This window comes from Pseudomonas sp. R38(2017) (genome assembly GCF_002112395.1).
Classification (GTDB): Bacteria; Pseudomonadota; Gammaproteobacteria; order Pseudomonadales; family Pseudomonadaceae; genus Aquipseudomonas.
The window spans coordinates 33,092-54,484 of record NZ_NEHN01000004.1 but is presented as its reverse complement, the minus strand read 5'-3'; the positions used below and the strand labels follow the sequence as shown (position 1 = coordinate 54,484).

The following is a 21,393-nucleotide window of genomic DNA, read 5'->3' as shown; positions in this document are numbered from 1 at the left end:
AGGTTCCCTTGAGCCGGTGGTACCCACGACCTGCTAGACCCAGGTCGACGCGTGACCAAATGTTTCAATCTGGTCGCGGCTTCACACTAGCGCTCACAAGGGATTAACAAAAATGAATAAAAATTGGGTCAGGCATAAGTAAAGACTTATAGTCAACGCACCAGCCAGCGGCCAGAGTCGGTAGAAAATGCGTAAGTCCTTGATGCGTATGACATTGCGCCAATTGCAGATCTTCAACGAAGTGTGTGATTTACGCTCCTACAGCCGCGCAGCCGAGGAAATGTCTCTCACACAACCGGCCGTCAGCCTACAGATTCGTCAGCTCGAAGAGCTGATCGGGCAGCCGTTGTTCGATTACGTCGGCAAAAAACTCTACATGACCGAGGCCGCCGAAGCACTCCAGCGCGCCAGCCGCGACATCTTCGGCCGCCTGGAAAACCTCGACATGCAGCTGTCGGACATGCAGGGCTCGCTGCAGGGTCAGTTGAAACTGGCGGTGGAATCCAGCGCCAAATACTTCGTACCGCACCTGTTTGCAGCGTTCAAACGCCAGCACCCGGAAGTGAACCTGCAACTGACGGTGGTCAACCGTGGCCAGGTGATTCGTCGCCTCTCCGACAACCGCGACGACCTGGTGATCATGTCGATGGTGCCGCAGGACATGGGCCTGGAATTTCTCCCCTTTCTCAACAACCCTATTGTGGCGGCCGCCCGACCGGACCATCCGCTGGCACACATGGGGCCGCTGCGCCTGCAAGATCTCGAACCCTACACTCTGCTGATTCGCGAGTCCGGCTCGGGAACGCGACTGGCTTGCGAGGAGTACTTCAAGGAGAAGCGCGTGCACTTCACCCAGACCCAGGAAGTGGCGTCGGCGGAAGCTCAGCGTGAATGCATATTGGCGGGTCTGGGCCTGGCGCTGTTGACTCGCCACGCCCTGAACCTGGAGCTGGCGACTGGCGGCCTGGTGGAGCTGCCGGTCGAAGAGTTACCGCTGTTGCGCAGCTGGTGCCTGGTGCAGGCCAAGGCCAAACGCCTGTCACCGGTGGCGCACGCCTTCCTGGCGTTTATCCGCAGCGAACGGGTTCAGATCAGCGCGCTGGTTGAGCGCTTCGACGGGAAGTTGCGGGAGCTGCCTGCCAGTAGTTGAGTTCGATATCCTCGGGAAAATCGCTGATTTCGCTCTGAAGCTGACGAAGTTCGAAGCGATCTTCGATGGCGCGGCGAAACTCCATGCGGCGCTGGTCTTCCTGCTGACGACGGGTTTTCGCGGCGCTGTTGCGTTCTTCGTAAGGCTGAGCCATTTCGAGTCTCCCAAGGCGATTACGGGAGTTTCACGATAGGCGCGAGGGATGACGGTTTGGCTTCGACGGGGTTACAGGCAGATGAAGATTGCCTTCGCCCCATGACTTTCAGTCGTCCAGCGCTTTCACCGATTTTGGCGACAACCGCAAGCTGCGCAGGCTGCGCTTGACGCTCTTGAGGTGGTTGACCAGGCTCGGCCCGCGCGCCATGGCCACGCCCATGGCCAGAACGTCGATCACCACCAGGTGGGCAATACGCGAGGTCAGCGGGGTGTAGATTTCGGTGTCTTCGTGAACATCGATCGCCAGGTTGACGGTCGATAGCTCGGCCAACGGTGTCTGGCTCGGGCACAAGGTAATCAGCGATGCACCGCTCTCGCGAACCAGATTGGCGGTGATCAGCAAGTCTTTTGAGCGGCCGGACTGGGAAATGCAGATCGCCACATCGGTCGGCTTCAGCGTCACTGCCGACATCGCCTGCATGTGCGGGTCGGAATAGGCCGCAGCGGTCAGCAGCAGACGGAAGAACTTGTGCTGCGCATCCGCCGCCACCGCGCCAGACGCACCAAAACCATAGAACTCGACGCGTTGGGCCTGGGACATCAGCGTCACGGCTCGCTGCAACTCCAGCGGATCGAGTTTCTCGCGAACCTCCATCAGGGTGTGCAGGGTGGTGTCGAAAATCTTCAGGCTGTAGTCAGCGACGGAGTCGTCTTCATGGATCGCGAACTGACCGAAACTGGCGCCGGCCGCGAGGCTTTGCGCGAGTTTGAGTTTCAGATCCTGAAAACCGGAACAACCGATGGCACGGCAGAAGCGCACGATGGTCGGTTCGCTGATGCCAACGCTGTGGGCCAGGTCGGCCATGGAACTGTGCATCACTGCCGCAGGGTCAAGCAGCACGTGGTCGGCGACCTTGAGCTCCGACTTGCGTAACAGGTGACGTGACTGGGCGATGTGTTGCAGCAGATTCAAGGGGCTGGACTCTTGTTATGGAAAGATGTGCTTTGGCCAGATGCCGGGGATGTAGCAAGCTTGTAGTTATACTACATGAATCGGCATTTTGCCTGCTCAATGCGTAACTGGATCGCCCCGGATCAGGCGACATGCGCTGCATGTAGCCCTTTACCGGGGAATTTCCTGCTGACGCAACAACCCGGCCAGACCGGCAGCCTCCACCGGGCGGCTGATCAGATAGCCCTGCACCTCGTCGCAACCCTCGGTCTTCAAGAACTCAAGCTGGTCTTGTCGCTCAACGCCTTCCGCCACTACTTTCAGTGACAGCCCATGGGCCATGGCAATGATCGCACGGGTGATCGCCGCGTCCTCACTGCCCTCTCCCAACCCGCGAATAAACGCCTGATCGATCTTCACGTAATCCACTGGAATCCGCTTCAGATAGCTCAGCGACGAATAGCCGGTGCCGAAATCGTCGATGGCCAGCTTCACTCCCAGATCCCGCAGCTGCTGGAACGTGGCGATGATGTGTTCGACGCTGTCGAGCAGCTGGCTTTCGGTCAGTTCCAGCTCGAGGTAGTGCGGCGCCAGGCCGGTTTCCTCCAGCACTTGGCGCACCAGACTGACCAGCTTGCCCTGGCGCAATTGATGCACCGACAGATTCACCGAAACCCGGATCGGCTCCAGCCCCTGACGCTGCCATTCGCAGGCTTGCCAGCAGGCCTGGCGCAGCACGAACTCGCCGATCGGCCCGATCAATCCTGTCTCTTCAGCCAGGCCGATGAAGTCCCCCGGCGGCACCCGGCCCATGATCGGGTGATCCCAGCGCACCAGCGCTTCCGCCGCGTTAAGGCGGCCGGTCGCCAGGCAAAGTTTCGGTTGATAGAAGACGTTGAGCTGCTTGTCCTCGATGGCTTTGCGCAACTGGTTTTCCAGCTGCAAACGCTCCAGCGTGCTGGCTTGCAGGCTGTCGGTGTAGAACTGGAAGTTGTTGCCGCCCAGATGCTTGGCGTGCTGCATGGCCATGTTCGATTGGCTGACCAGCGCGGAAATCTCCCGGGCGTTGTCCGGCAGCATACTGATGCCCATCGAGGCGCTCACCACCAGTTCATGCCCTTCCACCGTCAGCGGCAGACGCAGCTTGGCCGACAACCGCGTGGCGACCCGCGCCAGACTCGACAGGTTGCCGTAGGCATCAAACAACACCGCGAACTCGTCACCGGACAACCGGGCGATGGTGTCGGCTTCCGGCAAGGCACTGACCAGACGCCGCGACATCCTTTGCAACAACTGGTCGGCGATCTCATGGCCCAGGCTGTCGTTGAGCAGCTTGAAGCGATCCAGATTGATGTGCAGCAGTGCCAGACTCCGCCGTCCGCCCTGCCGCACGCGCTGATGGGCTTCGTGCAGGCGTTCGCGGAACAACGAGCGGTTGGCCAGGCCGGTGAGTTCGTCGTAGTGAGTCAGGTAACGCATACGCTCTTCGGATTCGCGTCTTGCCGACAGATCGGCGAAGAAGCCAACGATATGGCTGACATTTCCCCGACTGTCGCGTACCGCATTCAATTGCAGCCACTGTGGGTACAACTCGCCGTTCTTGCGGGTCTCCACCAGTTCGCCCTGCCAGCTGCCGTGCTGCTCCAGCGCGTGACGGATCGCGACGTAATGTCGGCGGGCATCGCGACTGCAGGGCAGTTCAACGACGTTGCGTCCGAGCATGTCGTCGATGTCGTAACCGGTGACCCGGCTGAAGGCCTGATTGATGGCGATCAGCGAATAATTCGGATCGAGGATCACGATGCCCTCGCTGGCAGCTTCGAATACCGTTGCCGCCAATTGCTGCTGGGCCTCCAGGCTTTTGCTGACACTGATGTCGCGCCGGGTGCCGACCATGCGGATCACCCGCCCGCTGTCATCGCGCTCCACCGCGCGCCCTCGGTCTTCGATCCAGACCCAGTGGCCGTCACCATGGCGCACGCGGTACTCGATCTGATAATCCTCGGTGCGTCCCTTCAGATGCTCGATCAACGCTCGCTTGAGGGCCGGCACGTCTTCCGGGTGCAAGCGTGGCCGCAGATGCCTGAGCAGCCCGGTGACGTATTCCGGGTCAATGCCGAACAGTTCCTGAATCTGCGTGTGGTGAACTTCGTCGGTCTGCAGGTTCCAGTCCCACAGCCCCAGCTCGCTGGCCTTCAACGCCAGCGCCAGGCGGGCCTCGCTCTTGCTCAGCGCCTGGTTGGCGACGTCCAGTTCACGGCTGCGCTGGGCGACCCGGTCCTCCAGTTCGACCTGGGCTTCGCGCAACTTGCCTTCGGCACAGCGGCGGTGCTCGATTTCCTTCGCCAACTCCTGATTGAGCTGTTCACTGCGCGATTGCGCCTGTTGCAGGTGTTCGATCAGGTGCTGATTCTGGAAGCGCCGCAGCAAACCGCGGTCGATCAATCGATTGACCTGCCACGCCACCACACTCAGAGAACCTAGCAGGATCAGCCCGAGCCAGCCCCAGCCCCGCGCCAGTTCGTCACCGCCCCAGAACAGATAGCCGATGGCCGGCAGCAAGCACGGCAAGGTAAAGGAAAGGAATGCCGGAATGCTCACGGCGTAAGCCACGCTGGCCGACAAGGTCGCGGCGCCGATCAGGCCGAACACCCAGGCTTGTTGCATGAAGTTGTCGGCCGGGACCAGGGCGATGCCGGCGCCGGCCAGAGTCAGGCCGGTCATGGTCGAACCGAGCAGGAACATTCGGCCCCAGATCGGCTGGGCCTGACGGTCGGGGATCGCCGAATCGAACGCTGCAACCTGAATCACCCTTAGCGCCACCAGCGACAGCAGCCACACCATCCAGACGCTGACCACGAAGTAGCGCTGCGGACTCCAGAGCAAACCGGCGCAAACCAGACCATTGATCAACATGAACAGGGTGGGCAACAGCGAACCCTGATAAAGAAGGCGCGTGCGCTCGACCGCCATCTGGGTGGCGTAATGCTTGCGGATCACCCGGGGTTCCACAGAGGGGCCCGACAGGTCGAAGCTGAGGGTCATAGGCAACGTTCTTGTTCTTATAAGTGTGAGCATGCGCCCGGAAACGTGGACGGAGCATACACAAGCCCAACCACTTGCCAAACTGCTCCAGATCATAATTTCGCCGAAACGTTTCGACCTCCCGTCACCCGCAAAAGCCCCGACGCCACACGGGCCAACGCCTGTAGCCGGTGACCGACCGGTCGTCATTGGCAGCACTTTCATCGGCTAATGCAAAGCTCGGTTTGCCCGGGCATGCGGCGCACCCTAGAATGCCCCGATGCGCGATGATCTCTCCCTTCTGCTGAACTCCCTCAACGATGCCCAACGCCAGGCCGTAGCGGCTCCCGTTGGTCGTCAATTGGTCCTGGCCGGTGCCGGCTCAGGCAAGACCCGAGTGCTGGTGCACCGTATCGCCTGGTTGATCCAGGTCGAAAACGCCTCGCCCCACTCGATCCTGTCGGTGACCTTCACCAACAAGGCCGCTGCCGAGATGCGTCACCGCATCGAGCAATTGCTGGGTATCAATCCGGCCGGCATGTGGGTCGGCACCTTCCATGGCCTGGCGCACCGCTTGCTGCGGGCGCACTGGCAGGAAGCAGGCTTGAGCCAGACCTTCCAGATTCTCGACAGCGACGACCAGCAAAGGCTGGTCAAGCGGGTGATCCGCGAGCTGGGGCTGGACGAACAACGCTGGCCGGCCCGTCAGGCCCAGTGGTTCATCAACGGGCAGAAAGACGAAGGTCTGCGTCCGCAACACATTCAGGCCAGCGGCGATCTGTTCCTGGCGACCATGCGCGGCATTTATGAAGCGTACGAGGCGGCGTGCCAGCGTGCCGGCGTCATCGACTTCTCCGAATTGCTGCTACGCGCCCTCGACCTGTGGCGCGACCACCCGGGCCTGCTGGCGCATTACCAAAAGCGCTTCCGACACATTCTGGTGGACGAGTTTCAGGACACCAACGCCGTGCAGTACGCTTGGTTGCGTCTGCTGGGCAAGGGCGGCGACAGCCTGATGGTGGTCGGCGACGACGACCAGTCGATCTACGGCTGGCGCGGCGCGAAAATCGAGAACATCCACCAGTACTCTTCCGACTTCCCGGATTCGGTGACCATCCGTCTGGAGCAAAACTACCGCTCCACCGCCGGCATCCTGAAAGCGGCCAACGCCCTGATCGCCAACAACACCGGACGTCTGGGCAAAGAACTCTGGACCGATGGCGGTGACGGCGAAGCGATCAACCTGTACGCCGCGTTCAACGAACACGACGAAGCACGCTACGTTGTCGAAACCATCGAAAGCGCGCTGAAAACCGGCTTGGCTCGCAGTGATATCGCGATTCTCTACCGCTCCAACGCCCAATCCCGCGTTCTGGAAGAAGCCTTGCTGCGCGAGCGCATTCCATACCGCATCTATGGCGGCCAGCGCTTCTTCGAGCGCGCGGAAATCAAGAACGCCATGGCCTACCTGCGTTTGCTGGAAGGTCGCGGCAACGATGCGGCGCTGGAACGGGTGATCAACGTCCCGGCTCGCGGCATCGGCGAGAAGACCGTCGAAGCCATCCGTGAACATGCGCGCCACAGCGATGTGTCGATGTGGGAAGCCATGCGCCAGCTGGTGGCCAACAAAGGTCTGACCGGTCGTGCGGCCGGCGCACTCGGTGCGTTTATCGAGCTGATCGAGAACCTCGCCGCCAAGTGCGCCGAGATGCCGTTGCACCTGATGACCCAGACCGTCATTGAGCAGTCCGGTTTGATCGCCTACCACGAAGCGGAAAAAGGCGAGAAAGGCCAGGCCCGGGTGGAAAACCTTGAGGAACTGGTCAGCGCCGCGCGCAACTTCGAGAACACCGAAGAAGACGAAGACCTGACGCCACTGGCGGCGTTCCTTGGCCACGCGTCGCTGGAGGCCGGCGACACTCAGGCCGACGAACACGAAGACAGCATTCAGTTGATGACCCTGCACAGTGCCAAGGGCCTGGAATTCCCTTACGTGTTCCTGGTGGGCATGGAAGAAGGCCTGTTCCCGCACAAGATGAGCCTGGAAGAACCGGGCCGCCTTGAAGAGGAGCGTCGTCTGGCTTACGTCGGCATCACCCGGGCCATGCAGAACCTGGTGATGACCTATGCTGAAACCCGACGCCTGTACGGTAGCGAAACCTACAACAAGGTGTCGCGATTCGTTCGGGAAGTGCCGAAAGGCCTGATTCAGGAAGTGCGCCTGTCGAACAGCGTCAGCCGACCGTTCGGCGGCAACCAGTCGATGAGCGGCAGCAACCTGTTCAGTGGCGCCGAGATTCCGGAAACGGGTCTGAGCCTCGGCCAGGCCGTGCGGCACTCGATCTTTGGTGACGGTGTGATCCTCAACTTCGAGGGCGCCGGCGCTCAGGCACGGGTTCAGGTGAATTTCAGCGAAGGTAGCAAGTGGCTGATGCTGGGTTACGCGAAGCTGGAAGCGATCTAAAGCTGCTCATCGTTCCCACGTTGAGGCGTTGCACCGTCTGCGTGGGAACGATCAACCGGCAACGGTTCAATCCTGAAAGGTACGAGACATGGGCTCTGGCTTCTTTTCCTCCTGGACATTCTGGGCCCTGCTCTCGGCCACCTTCGCCGCGCTGACGGCGATCTTCGCCAAGGTCGGCATCGAAAACGTCAACTCCGACTTCGCCACCCTCCTGCGCACAATCGTGGTACTCGTCAGTCTGGCCTTGATTTTATACGCCACGGGTCAATATCAGTCCCTGGGATCGATCTCTGCCAAAAGCTATCTGTTCCTGCTGCTGTCGGGCCTGGGTACCGGCGCTTCGTGGCTGTGCTACTTCCGGGCATTGAAAGTCGGACCAGCCTCGCTGGTCGCCCCGGTGGACAAGCTCAGCGTGGTGCTCGTGGCGGTGCTCGGCGTGATCCTGCTGGGCGAGAAACTCGACCTGCGGCAATGGGGCGGCATTGGCCTGATCACGGCTGGCGTGGTGATGTTGGCGTTTCGACGCTGATCAATTTCCCACTGAACCTACCTCCTTTTCCTACAGACAAAAGTACATGGCCTTATTGCCTCGACCGAGCTGAACGTAACCTGTCAGGCAAAAGCCCGAAACACTCTCTCGCTAGCCAGTGACACTTCAGCTGTGCAACATGGCGCGCGTGTCTCCACAAACGGGAATTCCCTTTATGAAACGTTTTCTTAGCATCGCCATGGCGTTGTGCATCGGCCTGACGATGAGCCTCGACGCCAACGCCAAGCGCTTTGGTGGTGGCAAAAGCGCCGGTGCTGCGCCGACGCACCAGACCAGCCAGATGGCTCCTTCTTCTCCAGTCATGGGCGGCGCTGCTGCGACCGCTGGTGCTGCCGGTGCCGCGGGCGCTGCTGCCAAGGCTGGCGGCGCTTCCAAATGGCTCGGCCCTCTGGCCGGCATCGCCGCCGGTGGCCTGCTCGCTTCCATGTTCATGGGCGGCGGCTTCCAGGGCATGCAGATCTTCGACATCCTGATCATGGCCGTGATCGCGTTCGTGATCTTCCGCTTCATCGCCGCTCGTCGCCGCAAGCAGCAGGAGCAGTTCGCTCCGGCCGGCGCGCCGATGCAGCGTGAAGTGTTCGAGCAGAAACCTGCCGCCATGGGTTCGATCTTCGGTGGCTCGGCCGCTCCGGCTGCCGCCCGTCCGGTGATCAACGCACCGGCCTGGTTCAACGAGCAGCGCTTTATTGAAGCCGCCCGCAGCCACTTCCAGTCGCTGCAGCAGCACTGGGACGCCAACGAAATGGACAAGATCGCCGAGTTCGTGACCCCGCAAATGCTTGAGTTCCTCAAGCGTGAGCGTGCGGACCTGGGTGACGGTTTCCAGTCCACCTACATCGACAACCTCCAGGTACAACTGGATGGCGTGGATGATCGTGCGGACAAGACCATCGCGACTCTGACCTTCACCGGCGTATCGAAAACCTCGCGTTTCGACCAGGGCGAAGTGTTCAGCGAAAGCTGGAACATGGAACGTCCGCAGGGCGACAACCAGCCTTGGCTGGTCGCCGGTATCCGCCAGAACGGCTGATCACGTCCGACGTTTTACCCGCAGCAATAAAAACCCCGGCCTCGGCCGGGGTTTTCTATTTCGCGGTTGCATCTATAGCGAGCTACTGTATAAACCGGCCCATATAAACCGCGCCATTCAAGCAAGAGGATCCCGGACGTGGAAGAAATCATCGAACAACTGCGCGAAGCCAACGAACCCGTACCGGTTCCCCTGGAGTTGCCTGACGAAGATCAACTGGTGGAAGTCGAAGAGGAACTCTTCATCAACATCCCGTTCGTCTTCAAAGAGTTTCTGCTGACCGTCAGCGACGTGGTTTACGGCAGCCTGGAGCCGGTGACTGTCACCGACCCACAATCCCACACTTATCTGCCGGATGTGGCGGCCAACGCCTGGGACGCCGGCGTGCCGCGCGACCTGATCCCGATCTGCCAGGACGGCGACAACTACTACTGCGTCGAAGAAGACGGCACCGTGGTGCTGTGGTCCGGCGAAGAAGAGCTGATCACCGAAGAGTCCTGGGAATCGGTCTGGCACTGGGCGCGGGACGTCTGGCTGGAAAGCTGATCCCCCAGCCGCCCCGCAGGATCAATGCCCTGACGATTCCTTGTGATTGTCGAGGGTTTCCAACAAGGCCACCTGCATCCGCGTGTGCACCCGGATGAACCAGCGCCAGAGTAGCGCCGCCACGGCGGCCGCGACCACGGCGACCAGCACCAGCAACTTGTTGGTCGGCAAGATACTGGCCGACAAGGCTGCCAGCAGCAGGAAAATCACCAGCAGCGAGAGGATCGGGATCACTTCGGCGATCACCCGGCGCACTCGCTGTGTGTGACGCCCGGCCATCTCCGGCTTCACGCCCATCTCCGCCAGTAGCATCGACAGCGCCTTGAGCTTGCGATAGGCCGCGATCAGGAACGGCAACGACACCAGCAATGCCACGCCCCAGATCAACGCCTTCTGCCAGCTCGGATCGCTGATCCAGTCCTGCATCCAGATCGAGAGGCGCCCGGCAAAGAAAGCGCCGGCAAAGAAGATCGCGATCACCAGCGCCAGATTGACCCCGACCTGCAGCAGAATCCGCCGGATCATCGAGGCCAGCATCGCGCCCTCACCCTGCGGCTGAATACTGCGCAGCCATTCGCCATACATCCCGAACACCCGCCCGAGACGCTGCGGCATGGCGGCGGACAGCTTTATCGACAGCGGATCGGCGGCACGGATCAGGTACGGCGTCAGCAACGTGGTTATGACCGAGACGGCCACGGCGACCGGGTAGAGAAAGTTGCTGGTCACCTGCAGCGTCATGCCCAGCGCGGCAATGATGAAGGAGAATTCGCCAATCTGCGAAAGCCCCATCCCGACCCGCAGCGAGGTGCGTCCGTCATTGCCGGCGATAAACGCACCGAGGCCGCAGGACAACATCTTGCCCAGCACCACGGCCACGGTGATCACCGCAATCGGCCACGCGTATTGCAGAAGGATCATCGGGTCGAGCATCAGGCCGATGGCGACGAAGAAGATCGCACTGAACAGGTCGCGAACCGGCTCGATCAGGCGCTCGATCTTCAGCAATTGTCGCGACTCGGCCATGATCGCGCCGATCAGGAATGCGCCAAGCACCATGCTGTACTCAAGCTTGACCACCAACAGACAGAAGCCGAAGCACAACCCGAGCACGGTAATCAGCAGCATTTCGTTGCTTTCGAACTTCGCCACGTAGGCCAACAGTCGTGGCACCAACAGGATGCCGACGACCAAGGCTACGATCATGAACAGTGAGAGCTTGCCGACCGTGGAAAACACTTCGCCGGAACTCACCGTGCCGCTGACCGCAATGCTCGACAGCAAGGCGATGATGCCGATGCCGAGAATGTCCTCGACGATCAGCACGCCGAAGATCAGCTGCGCGAAGCGCTCGTTCTTCATCTTCAGGTCGTTGAGTGCCTTGACGATGATGGTGGTCGAGGAAATCGCCAGGATCGCGCCGAGGAACAGCGAATCCATGGTATTCCAGTCGAACCAGCGGCCGATTTCATAGCCGATCCAGATCATCAGGATGATTTCCAGGAACGCCGCGATGAATGCCGTGGCGCCGACCTTGAACAGCTTGCGCAGGCTGAACTCCAGGCCCAGGCAGAACATCAGGAAAATCACCCCCAGCTCGGCGAGGGTCTTGATGGTTTCTTCGTCGTGGATCAGGCCGAACGGCGGCGTGTGCGGGCCGATGATGAAGCCGGCGACGATGTAGCCGAGCACCACCGGTTGCTTGAAACGGTGGAACAACACGGTCACCACGCCTGCGACCAGCATGATCACTGCCAGATCCTGAATAAAGCTGATGGCATGCATGGCGTGGGCTCCTTGAATGACGATGCTCGCGGCAGGCGTCTGAAAACGTCTGGGCGAGCTGAGTAAAAATCCGCTTTAGGTGTAGGAATCGCCCTTGGGGTGGGCTTTTGAAGGGTAACACCGCGACTTACGGCTGAAAGGCGGTGCAATATATGGAAACAGATCGATCCGGGCGTGACGGCGACCAGTTGCCCGGCGTCCCGATAACGGTGGTTTTGAAAAGCGACCAGGCACCCGCAGAGGTGCATCTTCCAGCAACCCTGCCTTGACCCGTGAGAACGTTATGGAACCCGGAAACGCCCAGCTGTCGATGACGGTACTGATGACCCCCGACATGGCCAACTTCTCTGGCAATGTCCACGGCGGCACCCTGCTCAAATACCTCGACGAAGTGGCCTACGCCTGCGCCAGCCGTTATGCCGGCCGGTACGTGGTGACCCTGTCGGTGGATCAGGTGATTTTCCGCGAGCCGATCCATGTCGGCGAACTGGTGACCTTCCTCGCGTCGGTGAACTACACCGGCAACACCTCGATGGAAGTCGGCATCAAAGTGGTCACCGAGAACATCCGCGAGCGCTCGGTGCGTCACACCAACAGCTGCTTCTTCACCATGGTCGCGGTGGACGATCAGCGTAAACCGGCCGCCGTACCGCCGCTGCAACCGCAGAACAGCGAAGACAAACGTCGCTACATGCAGGCCCAGCAACGCCGGCAGATTCGCCAGGAGCTGGAGAAGCGCTATCAGGAAATCAAGGGCGACGCCTGAGTGAAAGAGCGCTCGCGGGCGATGCCTGCGAGCGCCGCAATGATCAGAGGCTGATCGGCGTGGCCTCGAACTTCACCCGCGGATGCGCAATCCGATCCTGCGCCCGCACCAGTTGCAGTTCATAACTGGCGCAGGCCTGGGTTTCCAGCAGCACTTCATGCACCGCCGCTGCGGTGAATTCAAACGCCGCCACCAGACTGTCGCCGAGCAGCACCCGCGCCAGGAACAGGCCGGACGTCAGATCGCCCACACCGACCGGTTGCCGCGGAAACGCCAACAGCGGGCGACGCAGATGCCAACTGCCTTCGGCCGTCACCAGCAACATCTCAAAGCCATCCACCGGTTTCCCCGGGTAATCCAGATGCTTGACCAGCACTGCTTTCGGCCCACGCGCCAGCAGCGCCCGCGCCATCGCCAGGCAATCGAACAGCGACTGCGGCTTACGCCCGGAGAAGCTGTCCAGCTCGAGCTGGTTCGGGCACATGAAGTCCGCCACCGCCGCGGCTTCGTCGAGCAGGAAATCGCTGACCTCAGCCGGCACACTGCAACCCTTCTCCGGATGGCCCATCACTGGGTCGCACAGGTACAGCGCTTTTGGATTGACCGCTTTGATCCGCTCTATACCGCTGAGAATCGCCCGGCCCTGCGCCGCACTGCCGAGATAACCGGACAGCACTGCGTCGCAATTGCCCAATTCACCGATGGCGGCGATACCTTCAACCAGTTCCGGGATCCGCTGCGGTACCAGCACTTCCCCGGCCCACTGGCCGTACTGAGTGTGGTTGGAGAACTGCACGGTGTTGAGTGGCCAGACATTGACCCCGACCCGCTGCATCGGAAAAACCGCAGCGCTGTTGCCGGCATGGCCGAACACCACATGGGACTGGATGGCGAGCAGATGAGGCGTACGTTTCATTCGGGGTTTTCCGTAAAACGATTGAAATTCAAGCCGCGCAGTATGCGACGAAACGCAGCCTGTACGACAGACCGGCGACGCAGTTAAGCTGATGCCAACTTTTGGAGTTTCTTGTTGATGCTGACCCTGGAAAACATTTTCGTGCTGATGCTGTTCGCCGTTGCCGGCGCGTGGCTGTGGCACAACCACGGCCTGCGTGAGCGGGCGCTGGAACGGGTCAAGCAGCATTGCGTGAATGTCGGCGTCGAACTGCTCGACGGCAACGTGGCGCTGAAGAAGATCGGTTTCATCAAGGATGCCAGCGGTCGTCGACGCCTGGCCCGGGTCTACAACTTCGAATTCACCGTGACCGGCGAAACTCGCCACAACGGCACCATCACCCAGTTCGGCCCCAACAGTGCGCAGATCGAACTGGCGCCCTACCCGGCACCATTCGACGACACCCCGCCAGTGGTGGAAGTAGCCAAGCCGACCGCGCAAGTGATCGAGCTGAGCCAGTGGCGCCAGGAACACACCAAGTGGAAGCCTTGAATCAGGCCACTTGAATCCGACAGCCGGCCAGTCCTGCCTGCAACTCATCGATCGCCTGCGGCCGGTCGAAAATCAGCTCGATCCGAGAGTCCTTGCGCCACTCGCTGGGCTGCCAGTCCAGCTTGGTATTATCCAGCGCATTGGCTGACCGCCAGCCGTCCTGGCTGTGGATAACCAGCTTCGCCCGGCGCCATTGCAGGGATTCCAGCCACTGAGTGATGCGAATCACGTCAAATGTCTGGCTTGGGTGCCAGCGCCAGCCGATGCTCCAACCGCCCTCTTGCGCCTGACTCAGGCAAATCGGCAAAGCCGGATCGCTCCAAATGGCCGGCATCTGCGCCAGCCCCTTGGACGTAATCAACTTATCCACACTCGCTTGCGCTTGAGCTGTCACACCCGGCAATTCGCTCAGGGGCAACGATGCCTGCTGCGTCCAGATCAGCCTGACGGACGGCAACTGACGAGCAATCTGCTCTCGCCGGGATTCATCGATGGTTTCCGCCTTGTTCAATACCAGCAAACCGGCATTCGGGAGCGCCTCCCGCTGTGCTGGCGGTAGCGTCTTGCCTGACGCCAATGCCTGGGCGTCCAGCACCAGCACGCAGGGTTGAACCGCGAGAACGCCTTGCCATGGCGCTTCGCTCAGTTGTTGCAGCAACTGCGCCGGATGCCCCAGTCCGGAAGGTTCGATGAACAGGCGATCCGGCTGAGCCTTGCGCAGCAATCGTCCCAGCCCGATCTGAAACGGCGCACCGTTCACGCAACACAAACAGCCCCCGGCCACTTCGCCCAGTGCGATACCATCGGCCTCCCGCGTCAACAGCGCAGCGTCGAGGCCGATCTGGCCGAACTCGTTGATCAGTACCGCCCAGCGCTCACCGGCCGGTCGCTGCGCCATGAGCTGGCGGATCAGGCTGGTCTTGCCGGCGCCCAAGGGGCCTGCGATGACGTGGGTGGGAATGTTCTGCAACATGATCAAGGTTTTCTGGAGGTCGGGAATGCGGTGGATGGGATGGTCGTTGCTGTTGGCGTTGGTGTCGGGCGAAGCGCTGGCCCAGGCCTGTGTAGTGCACAGCCAGGCGGAACGCCTCGACGTGAAGGTCTGCCAGCAGAACCGCAACATCCCGGAGAAACTGTTCAATGACGGCTTCTGCCAACCCACGCTGGCGGGGCAAAAAGTCGACGTGCAGTATGTCGATCAGTGCCCTGCCGGAGCGTTTGGCGTGTGCAGCAACGCGCAAGTCGCCAATATGCCTTATCGCCAGGATATCCACTATTACGGCGTGGCCACTGATGCGGCCTACTTGAAGCCGTACTGCGAAAGCCAGAGCCAGGGTAGCTGGCTCGAGCCTTGAGGCATCAGCCGAGCCAGTCCAGGGTCAGCATCAGACGCCGTTCGCCCGGCGCCGGTTGAGGAGAGCGATGGATCAGCCCGAAACCTTCGTTACCGTGCCACTTCTCCCCTTTGAGCATCGCCACTTCACCGCTGACCAGTTGCTGAATCCGCGATTTTTCCTGCGGCTCGGCCAGCGGTTTTCCCAGTTGCCGGCGATCCATTTCCCCTTCCTTCAACCACTCGCTGCCAATACCGGCGTAGGTGGTGATTAGTCGTACGGGCACATGATCGACGTGAAAACGCGGGCACATCGCCTTGTCCAGCACACGCAGCCGCAAGCCGATCCGTCGCGCACCGAGCAGGCAGGCGAAGGCGCCGACCAGCCATTTCAAGTCGGCGATAAAACCTTCGTAGCCTTCCAGGTCACGGAATCCGCTGGCCAGTCCGGACAGGTCCGGCTCGGTGTCTTCGTCGGGTAATTCGAGGCTCAGCGCTTCGGCATAAGGCTCGTTGAGTGACACCAACAACTTCGCAAAATCGGCGACATGCAGCGGTAGTTGCCGCTGCCAGACAGCGAGGTTTATTTCATCTTCCAGAATGCTCGCCAGCGCTTGCGGAGTCGGGCCGAGAACTTGATGACGTGTTTTGCTTTGCAGCGGTTTGAGGGCAAGCATCACGCGGCCTCGTCATGCCAGGGGCCGAACGGATCAGCCAGCAATCGCCAGCCTTCGACACCAAGCGCCATCTCGGCATCGGTGAGCAGGCAGTCGTCCAAGGCTGACTTAAGTTGTGCGAAATCGATGTTCTGGCCGATAAACACCAGTTCCTGGCGACAGTCTCCTACGCTGGCGGTCCAGTTTTCCATGATCGCAGCGGTGCTTTCCTGATCCTGTGGCCACTGATTTTTCGGTACAAAACGCCACCAGCGCCCGGCGAAACCATGGCGCATCAAACCGCCCGCCTGCGACCAACTGCCGGCATCCGTGGGTTTGCTTGCGAGCCAGAAGAAGCCTTTGGAGCGCAGCAACTTACCGTTCAGCCAAGGTCGATCGATGAAGTCGAAAAAGCGCTGAGGGTGAAAGGGTCGGCGCGCGCGGTAAGCCGTGGACGCGATGCCGTACTCCTCGGTTTCCGGCACATGTTCGCCACGCAATTCCTGGAGCCAGCCCGGGGCCGTTGCAGCCCTGTCGAAGTCGAAACGGTGGGTGTTGAGGATCTTCTCCAGCGGCACTTCGCCCATCACCATCGGGATGATCTCGGCGTTCGCGTTGAGCCGCTTGAGGATCGCCATCAGCTCTTCCCGTTCTCGGCTGCTGATCAGATCGATCTTGCTGATCAACAGAACGTCGGCGAACTCGATCTGTTCGATCAACAGATCGGTGATCGAGCGCTCATCTTCTTCACCGAGGATTTCGCCACGGGAGGCCAGACTTTCGGCAGCCTGGAAATCAGGCAGGAAATTCAGGCCGTCGACTACAGTGACCATGGTGTCGAGGCGGGCTATGTCCGCGAGGCTTTGGCCCTGCTCGTCGCGGAAGGTGAAGGTCTCGGCTATCGGCAATGGCTCGGAAATGCCGGTGGATTCGATGAGCAGATAATCGAATCGGCCTTCCCGTGCCAGTTTGGCGACCTCCTCTAGAAGGTCTTCGCGTAACGTACAGCAGATACAACCGTCGCTCATCTCGACGAGTTTTTCTTCTGCACGGTTCAGGTCGACATTACGCTGAACTTCGCTGCCATCAATGTTGATTTCGCTCATATCGTTGACGATCACCGCCACACGCAGATCGTCTCTGTTACGTAGTACGTAATTCAAAAGTGTACTTTTTCCGGCGCCGAGAAAGCCGGATAAAACGGTCACGGGAAGTGGGGAAGACATGGGGTAAACCTCATCAAACGGTAGCTAAACACAGGAAACGCTCTCTGCGGCAGGCGTTCTTGGGCTTCGACGAGACAATCAGAGAAGCAGACGCTTGAAAACAGGAGCCACGGAAAGCTCGATCGAATTTATGTTATAGTATAACAATATTAAAGATCCACTTTCTTCTTGCCGGAAATGACAAAGGGCTGGAAGCTGGAAACACTTCGCCGTCGAGTGATCTCATGAAAACTGCGCTGAAATTCTCACTCGTTGGCCTGGCTCTGCTGACGTTCGATGCATGGGCACAAGTCCCAGGGCTCGCCAACTGCACGCGCAGCGCGAATCTGCTGGCGTGTGTGGATGCCAATGGCAACGCCTACAGCGTCAACACGGCCGGCAAGACGATTTACCTGCGAGGTTTCGAGAAGATTGGCCAACGTTATTGGGCGCAAACCAACAGCATCTATGGGCAACTGACGTTCTTCACCGGGATCGCCTCCGACGGCGAGGCCTGGGTCGGTTACAACCGCCGGGTGGGCTGGACAACGATCAATCGCTTCTCCAGCTCCGGCGGAAGCACCGGGAAGTTCACTTGTAGCCGACTCACGGGCTGCTAGACACGCGCTGATTTCTGCTCCTGCTGCCAGGCGATATAGCTGTCGGCAGGTGGATTTTTCTGGAAATAGCGCTGCAACCCTTCGAACAATCCGTCAGCAACCGCCTGCTGATGGCGAGCGGTGACCAGTCGCTGACTGTCCCGCGCGTTGGAAATGAACCCGGTTTCCACCAGAATCGACGGCACATCGGGTGACTTCAGTACCGCAAATCCTGCCTGTTCCACACGCTTTTGATGCAGCGTGGTGATGCCCGCCAGACTCCCCAGCACCGTGCTGCCCAACTGCAAACTGGCGGCGATCGTGGCGCTCATCGACATATCGAGGATGACCCCGGCGAGCATCGGGTCCTTGTCTTTCAGATTCAGCAGGCTGGTTGCACCGAGCAGATCCGCACCGTTTTCCCGCTGCGCCATAAAGCGCGCAGTGGCCGACGTCGCGCCCCCTTCAGACAGGCAATACACCGAAGCGCCCGAAGCGGTCAGACGCGGCGCGGCATCTGCGTGCACCGAAATGAACATGTCGGCCTTGTGCTGGCGAGCAATATCGACCCGCTTGCGGAGCGGTACAAAGAAGTCGTCGTTGCGCACAAGCTTCACATCGAAGCCCTTTTCCCGCTTCAGCCGGCGGGCAAGTAGCTGTGAAATGGAGAGCACAACGTCTTTCTCGCGCTCGCCTTTTGCACCCACTGCGCCCGGATCTTTACCGCCATGACCAGGGTCGACCACGACAATAATGTCTCGTTTTGGATGATTGGTTTTCCCCGGTGTTTCACGTGGAACGCTTGGAGCTGCCACTTTTGAATCGCCCAAAAGGTCCAGAACCAGGCGATGCCCTTGCCCATCCTGAGGCGCCAGCAGGAAGGTATTGAGCTGAACCGGGCGATTCAAATCCAGAACGATTCGAGTATCACCCTTCCCAAAATGCCCGGAACGGATGCTGCGAATGACCGTTTCGCTGAGCGCCAACTGACTGAAATCACCACTCAAGTTGGCACCATTCAAGTCGATGATCAGACGATCCGGTGCACTCAACGTAAACGTCTTGTAGCTCACTGGCCCGCTCAAATCGAAGACCAGTCGAAGCTTGTCATCCGAACGCCAGAGGCGTGCATTGCGAATTTGTGTAGCGCTGACACTGAATGGAAAAGCCAGCGCAGCGCTGGCCAACATCAGATTAAGCAAATGACGTCTGTGCATATGAAAGCCCGTTAATGAAAAAGGCATCGTGATTTGAATTGTTATAATGTAACATCAAATCCAATCAACACGATGGTACTGAACATGAATGCGCTGACGCTGCCGGATATCGCCGCGCAAGCCGCCCGCCAAGCCTTGCCGCTTGATTGGGTGGGAATGCGTGGTATCGCTCTACCTGTCTTTATCGAGGGCCAACGCCTGGCAGCAAAAGCCGATGCGGGTGTCAGCCTGGATGACGGCGAGGCCCGTGGGATTCACATGTCACGGTTGTACCTCGCGCTGGAAATGCTGGAACAACAAAACCTCACTCCCGCACTTTTGCAGCAGGTTTTGCAGCGTTTTCTCGATAGCCATGATGGCCTGGCCACCAGCGCCTATTTGAATATTCATACGGACTTGCTGCTCAGAAGGCCCGCATTGGTCAGCCCATTGGCAGGATGGAAAACCTATCCGGTGACCATTGCAGCCACTCTGAAAAACACAGTGTTCCACGTGGAACTGAAAATCGAGGTGGCCTATTCCTCTACTTGCCCCTGCTCTGCCGCTCTGGCGAGGCAATTGATCCAGCAGCAATTCGTCGACGATTTCGCCAACAAGCCGTTGCAACATGCCGAGGTTCTGGCTTGGTTGGGCTCGACTCAAGGGATCGTCGCAACGCCCCACAGCCAACGCAGTACCGCGCGACTGCATCTGCACCTGGATGAATTTGTCGATGGTTTGCCACTGACCTCAACCATCAACGATGCCGAAGCAGCCCTCGGCACCGCGGTACAAACCGCCGTGAAACGCGCCGACGAACAAGCCTTCGCCCTCGCTAATGGCCAGAACCTGATGTTCTGCGAAGACGCCGCTCGCCGTCTGAATCTGGCACTGCGTCGTTCACCCGGCATCCGCGAATTCCACCTGTGCGTGATCCACGCCGAAAGCCTCCACGCCCACGATGCAGTCGCTGAAAGTCGCTGGCGCCGGGAGACCGCATGATCCGCCTGCAGTCTCTGAGTTGGGGCGCACCCGGCCAACCGCTCACGCCACCGCTGAGCCTCCAACTGGAACGCGGCAGCCTGACCGCCATCATCGGTGTCAACGGCAGCGGTAAAAGCAGCCTGCTGAAAGTCATCGCCGGATTACAGAGGCCTTTGGCTGGCGCCGTCGCATTAGGCGTCCCTCGCCAAAGTGGTTTGTCATTCCTCCCCCAGCAACAGCACCTGGATCGGCAATTCCCGATCAGCCTTCAGGAACTGGTCGCCGCCGGTTTCTGGGGCCGCCGACTTTCAACCCAACTGCGCACACAACGGCTGACTCAGTCACTTGAAGACTGGCACTTGAGCGGCCTGGAGCAGCGCCCATTGATGGCCCTCTCCGGCGGTGAATTGCAACGCGCCCTGCTCGCCCGATTGAGTCTGGCCGACACGCCATTACTGCTGCTCGACGAACCCCATGCCGCCCTCGACGAACTGGGTCAAGCATTACTCTGGCAACACCTGCACACCTGGCATGCGCAAGGCCGGACGCTGGTGATGGTTTGCCACGACCTCGCCGCCGTCCGTCAACACATTCCACAAACGCTGCTGATCAAACACAGCGGCTGTGTGTTTGGCCCCAGTGTTGAACTGATCCAGCAAACACCCAACGTGCAGGTGGCCTGATGCACGCCGCCGCGCATTTCTGGCAACCGTTCCTTGAGTTCGTGTTCATGCGTCGGGCACTGCTCGGCGGTCTCCTGCTCGCGTGCAGCATCGCGCCATTGGGTGTATTCCTGATCCTGCGACGCATGAGCCTGATCGGCGATGCCGTCGCCCACGGCATCCTTCCCGGTGCCGCACTCGGCTTCTGGTTTGCCGGCCTGAGTCTTCCCGCGCTGACCCTCGGCGGTCTCGGCGCTGGCCTGAGCATGGCCGGACTCGCCGCATGGATCACCCGCCGAACTGGCCTGCGCGAGGACGCCAGCCTCGCGGCGATCTACCCGATCTCCTTGGCCAGCGGTGTACTGATTCTGGGCATCGCCGGCAAACGGCTCGACCTGCTGCACTTGCTGTTCGGCTCGGCGCTGGCCGTCGACGGGCCGACCCTCAACGGCATGTTGGGCGTTTCGCTGCTGAGCCTGATGGCCATGGCACTGATCTACCGCCCGCTCCTGCTCGACACCCTCGACCCACTTTTTTTGCGCACCGTCAGCCGACTCGGCCCGATCGCCCACGGGGTGTTCCTGACGCTGGTGGTGCTCAACCTGGTCATCGGTTTCCAGGCCATCGGCGCGCTGATGGTGGTCGGACTGATGATGCTGCCCGCCGCCGCTTCACGTTTCTGGAGCCGACGCCTGCCGATCCTGATCGCTATCGCCGCCGTGATCGGTTGCCTGTCGGTATGGCTCGGCCTGTTGCTGTCGTTCTACTACTCGCTGCCCAGCGGTCCGGCCATCGTGCTGGTCGCGGGCATCGGTTACCTGTTGTCCGTCGTGCTCGGGCCGGTTCACGGCCTGCTGCGCCGCCCGCCCTTGCTCACATCCCAATGAG

The 21,393-nt window shown here is 60.3% G+C and carries 21 protein-coding genes; 12 read left to right on the top strand and 9 right to left on the bottom strand.

Annotation, left to right across the window (positions count from 1 at the left end; all coding sequences use genetic code 11):
• Nucleotides 1–187 precede the first annotated feature (187 nt).
• Nucleotides 188–1,150, top strand: a complete 963-nt coding sequence (locus CAF87_RS10145; RefSeq protein ID WP_085731317.1) for a LysR family transcriptional regulator — start codon at nt 188–190, stop codon at nt 1,148–1,150.
• On the opposite strand, the gene CAF87_RS10140 is transcribed toward CAF87_RS10145, so the two are convergent.
• From CAF87_RS10140 to CAF87_RS10130, 3 genes are all read right to left on the bottom strand, one after another.
• Entirely contained in the window at nt 1,092–1,304 is a 213-nt protein-coding gene (locus CAF87_RS10140) for a PA3496 family putative envelope integrity protein (protein WP_085731316.1), read from the bottom strand. The two genes, CAF87_RS10145 and CAF87_RS10140, sit on opposite strands and share 59 nt — an antisense overlap.
• A 108-nt stretch (nt 1,305–1,412) precedes the next feature.
• Nucleotides 1,413–2,279, bottom strand: coding sequence for a transcriptional regulator HexR (gene hexR / locus CAF87_RS10135; protein ID WP_007954250.1), 867 nt, complete (start codon nt 2,277–2,279; stop codon nt 1,413–1,415).
• A gap of 150 nt (nt 2,280–2,429) precedes the next feature.
• Nucleotides 2,430–5,303, bottom strand: a complete 2,874-nt coding sequence (locus CAF87_RS10130; protein WP_085731315.1) for a bifunctional diguanylate cyclase/phosphodiesterase — start codon at nt 5,301–5,303, stop codon at nt 2,430–2,432.
• Between the two features lie 259 nt (nt 5,304–5,562).
• Here CAF87_RS10130 and uvrD point away from each other — a divergent pair, with 259 nt between their 5' ends.
• The 4 genes from uvrD to CAF87_RS10110 all read left to right on the top strand — a co-directional run bounded on the left by uvrD (nt 5,563) and on the right by CAF87_RS10110 (nt 9,872).
• Nucleotides 5,563–7,746, top strand: coding sequence for a DNA helicase II (gene uvrD / locus CAF87_RS10125; protein ID WP_085731314.1), 2,184 nt, complete (start codon nt 5,563–5,565; stop codon nt 7,744–7,746).
• Nucleotides 7,747–7,834: 88 nt separating this feature from the next.
• Nucleotides 7,835–8,275 (top strand): EamA family transporter, encoded by a 441-nt coding sequence (locus CAF87_RS10120; protein WP_016984014.1) that lies wholly within the window; start codon nt 7,835–7,837, stop codon nt 8,273–8,275.
• A 175-nt stretch (nt 8,276–8,450) separates the two neighbouring features.
• A complete protein-coding gene (locus CAF87_RS10115; RefSeq protein WP_085731313.1) occupies nt 8,451–9,326 on the top strand; it encodes a Tim44 domain-containing protein in 876 nt (291 codons plus the stop codon).
• Nucleotides 9,327–9,464: 138 nt separating this feature from the next.
• On the top strand, nt 9,465–9,872 hold the full coding sequence (locus CAF87_RS10110) for an SMI1/KNR4 family protein (RefSeq protein ID WP_007995855.1): 408 nt from the start codon (nt 9,465–9,467) through the stop codon (nt 9,870–9,872).
• A 21-nt stretch (nt 9,873–9,893) separates the two neighbouring features.
• Here CAF87_RS10110 and CAF87_RS10105 read toward each other — a convergent pair whose 3' ends face one another.
• A complete protein-coding gene (locus CAF87_RS10105) occupies nt 9,894–11,657 on the bottom strand; it encodes a cation:proton antiporter (protein WP_085731312.1) in 1,764 nt (587 codons plus the stop codon).
• Between the two features lie 283 nt (nt 11,658–11,940).
• On the opposite strand from CAF87_RS10105, the gene CAF87_RS10100 reads away from it, so the two are divergent.
• Nucleotides 11,941–12,423 (top strand): acyl-CoA thioesterase, encoded by a 483-nt coding sequence (locus CAF87_RS10100; protein ID WP_003229693.1) that lies wholly within the window; start codon nt 11,941–11,943, stop codon nt 12,421–12,423.
• A gap of 43 nt (nt 12,424–12,466) precedes the next feature.
• Here the strand turns inward: CAF87_RS10100 and pdxY are convergent, their stop codons facing one another.
• Nucleotides 12,467–13,339 (bottom strand): pyridoxal kinase PdxY, encoded by an 873-nt coding sequence (gene pdxY, locus CAF87_RS10095; protein WP_085731311.1) that lies wholly within the window; start codon nt 13,337–13,339, stop codon nt 12,467–12,469.
• Nucleotides 13,340–13,456: 117 nt separating this feature from the next.
• Here pdxY and CAF87_RS10090 point away from each other — a divergent pair, with 117 nt between their 5' ends.
• Nucleotides 13,457–13,870, top strand: a complete 414-nt coding sequence (locus CAF87_RS10090; RefSeq protein WP_085731310.1) for a DUF3301 domain-containing protein — start codon at nt 13,457–13,459, stop codon at nt 13,868–13,870.
• Between the two features lies 1 nt (nt 13,871).
• Here CAF87_RS10090 and CAF87_RS10085 read toward each other — a convergent pair whose 3' ends face one another.
• On the bottom strand, nt 13,872–14,843 hold the full coding sequence (locus CAF87_RS10085) for a GTP-binding protein (protein ID WP_085731309.1): 972 nt from the start codon (nt 14,841–14,843) through the stop codon (nt 13,872–13,874).
• Nucleotides 14,844–14,868: 25 nt separating this feature from the next.
• Here CAF87_RS10085 and CAF87_RS10080 point away from each other — a divergent pair, with 25 nt between their 5' ends.
• A complete protein-coding gene (locus CAF87_RS10080) occupies nt 14,869–15,225 on the top strand; it encodes an NADH:ubiquinone oxidoreductase (RefSeq protein WP_085731308.1) in 357 nt (118 codons plus the stop codon).
• Between the two features lie 4 nt (nt 15,226–15,229).
• Here CAF87_RS10080 and CAF87_RS10075 read toward each other — a convergent pair whose 3' ends face one another.
• Both CAF87_RS10075 and zigA read right to left on the bottom strand, forming a co-directional pair.
• On the bottom strand, nt 15,230–15,880 hold the full coding sequence (locus CAF87_RS10075) for a DUF1826 domain-containing protein (RefSeq protein WP_085731307.1): 651 nt from the start codon (nt 15,878–15,880) through the stop codon (nt 15,230–15,232).
• Entirely contained in the window at nt 15,880–17,085 is a 1,206-nt protein-coding gene (zigA, locus tag CAF87_RS10070; RefSeq protein ID WP_085731306.1) for a zinc metallochaperone GTPase ZigA, read from the bottom strand. The genes CAF87_RS10075 and zigA overlap by 1 nt, the downstream gene beginning before the upstream one ends.
• 224 nt (nt 17,086–17,309) lie before the next feature.
• On the opposite strand from zigA, the gene CAF87_RS10065 reads away from it, so the two are divergent.
• Entirely contained in the window at nt 17,310–17,684 is a 375-nt protein-coding gene (locus CAF87_RS10065) for a glutamine synthetase (protein ID WP_085731305.1), read from the top strand.
• On the opposite strand, the gene CAF87_RS10060 is transcribed toward CAF87_RS10065, so the two are convergent.
• Nucleotides 17,681–18,880, bottom strand: a complete 1,200-nt coding sequence (locus CAF87_RS10060; protein WP_085731304.1) for an N-acetylmuramoyl-L-alanine amidase — start codon at nt 18,878–18,880, stop codon at nt 17,681–17,683. The two genes, CAF87_RS10065 and CAF87_RS10060, sit on opposite strands and share 4 nt — an antisense overlap.
• A gap of 84 nt (nt 18,881–18,964) precedes the next feature.
• On the opposite strand from CAF87_RS10060, the gene folE2 reads away from it, so the two are divergent.
• Genes folE2 through CAF87_RS10045 form a run of 3 tightly spaced genes read left to right on the top strand, consistent with a single transcriptional unit; the run spans nt 18,965 to nt 21,392 of the window.
• Nucleotides 18,965–19,861: a GTP cyclohydrolase FolE2 gene (folE2, locus tag CAF87_RS10055; protein ID WP_085731303.1), complete on the top strand. Its 897-nt coding sequence runs from the start codon at nt 18,965–18,967 to the stop codon at nt 19,859–19,861.
• Nucleotides 19,858–20,526 carry a metal ABC transporter ATP-binding protein gene (locus CAF87_RS10050; RefSeq protein ID WP_085731302.1) on the top strand — a complete coding sequence of 223 codons (669 nt, stop codon included), beginning with the start codon at nt 19,858–19,860 and terminating at the stop codon, nt 20,524–20,526. The genes folE2 and CAF87_RS10050 overlap by 4 nt, the downstream gene beginning before the upstream one ends.
• Nucleotides 20,526–21,392 carry a metal ABC transporter permease gene (locus CAF87_RS10045; RefSeq protein ID WP_085731301.1) on the top strand — a complete coding sequence of 289 codons (867 nt, stop codon included), beginning with the start codon at nt 20,526–20,528 and terminating at the stop codon, nt 21,390–21,392. Before CAF87_RS10050 ends, CAF87_RS10045 begins: the two co-directional genes overlap by 1 nt.
• Nucleotide 21,393: the final 1 nt, after the last annotated feature.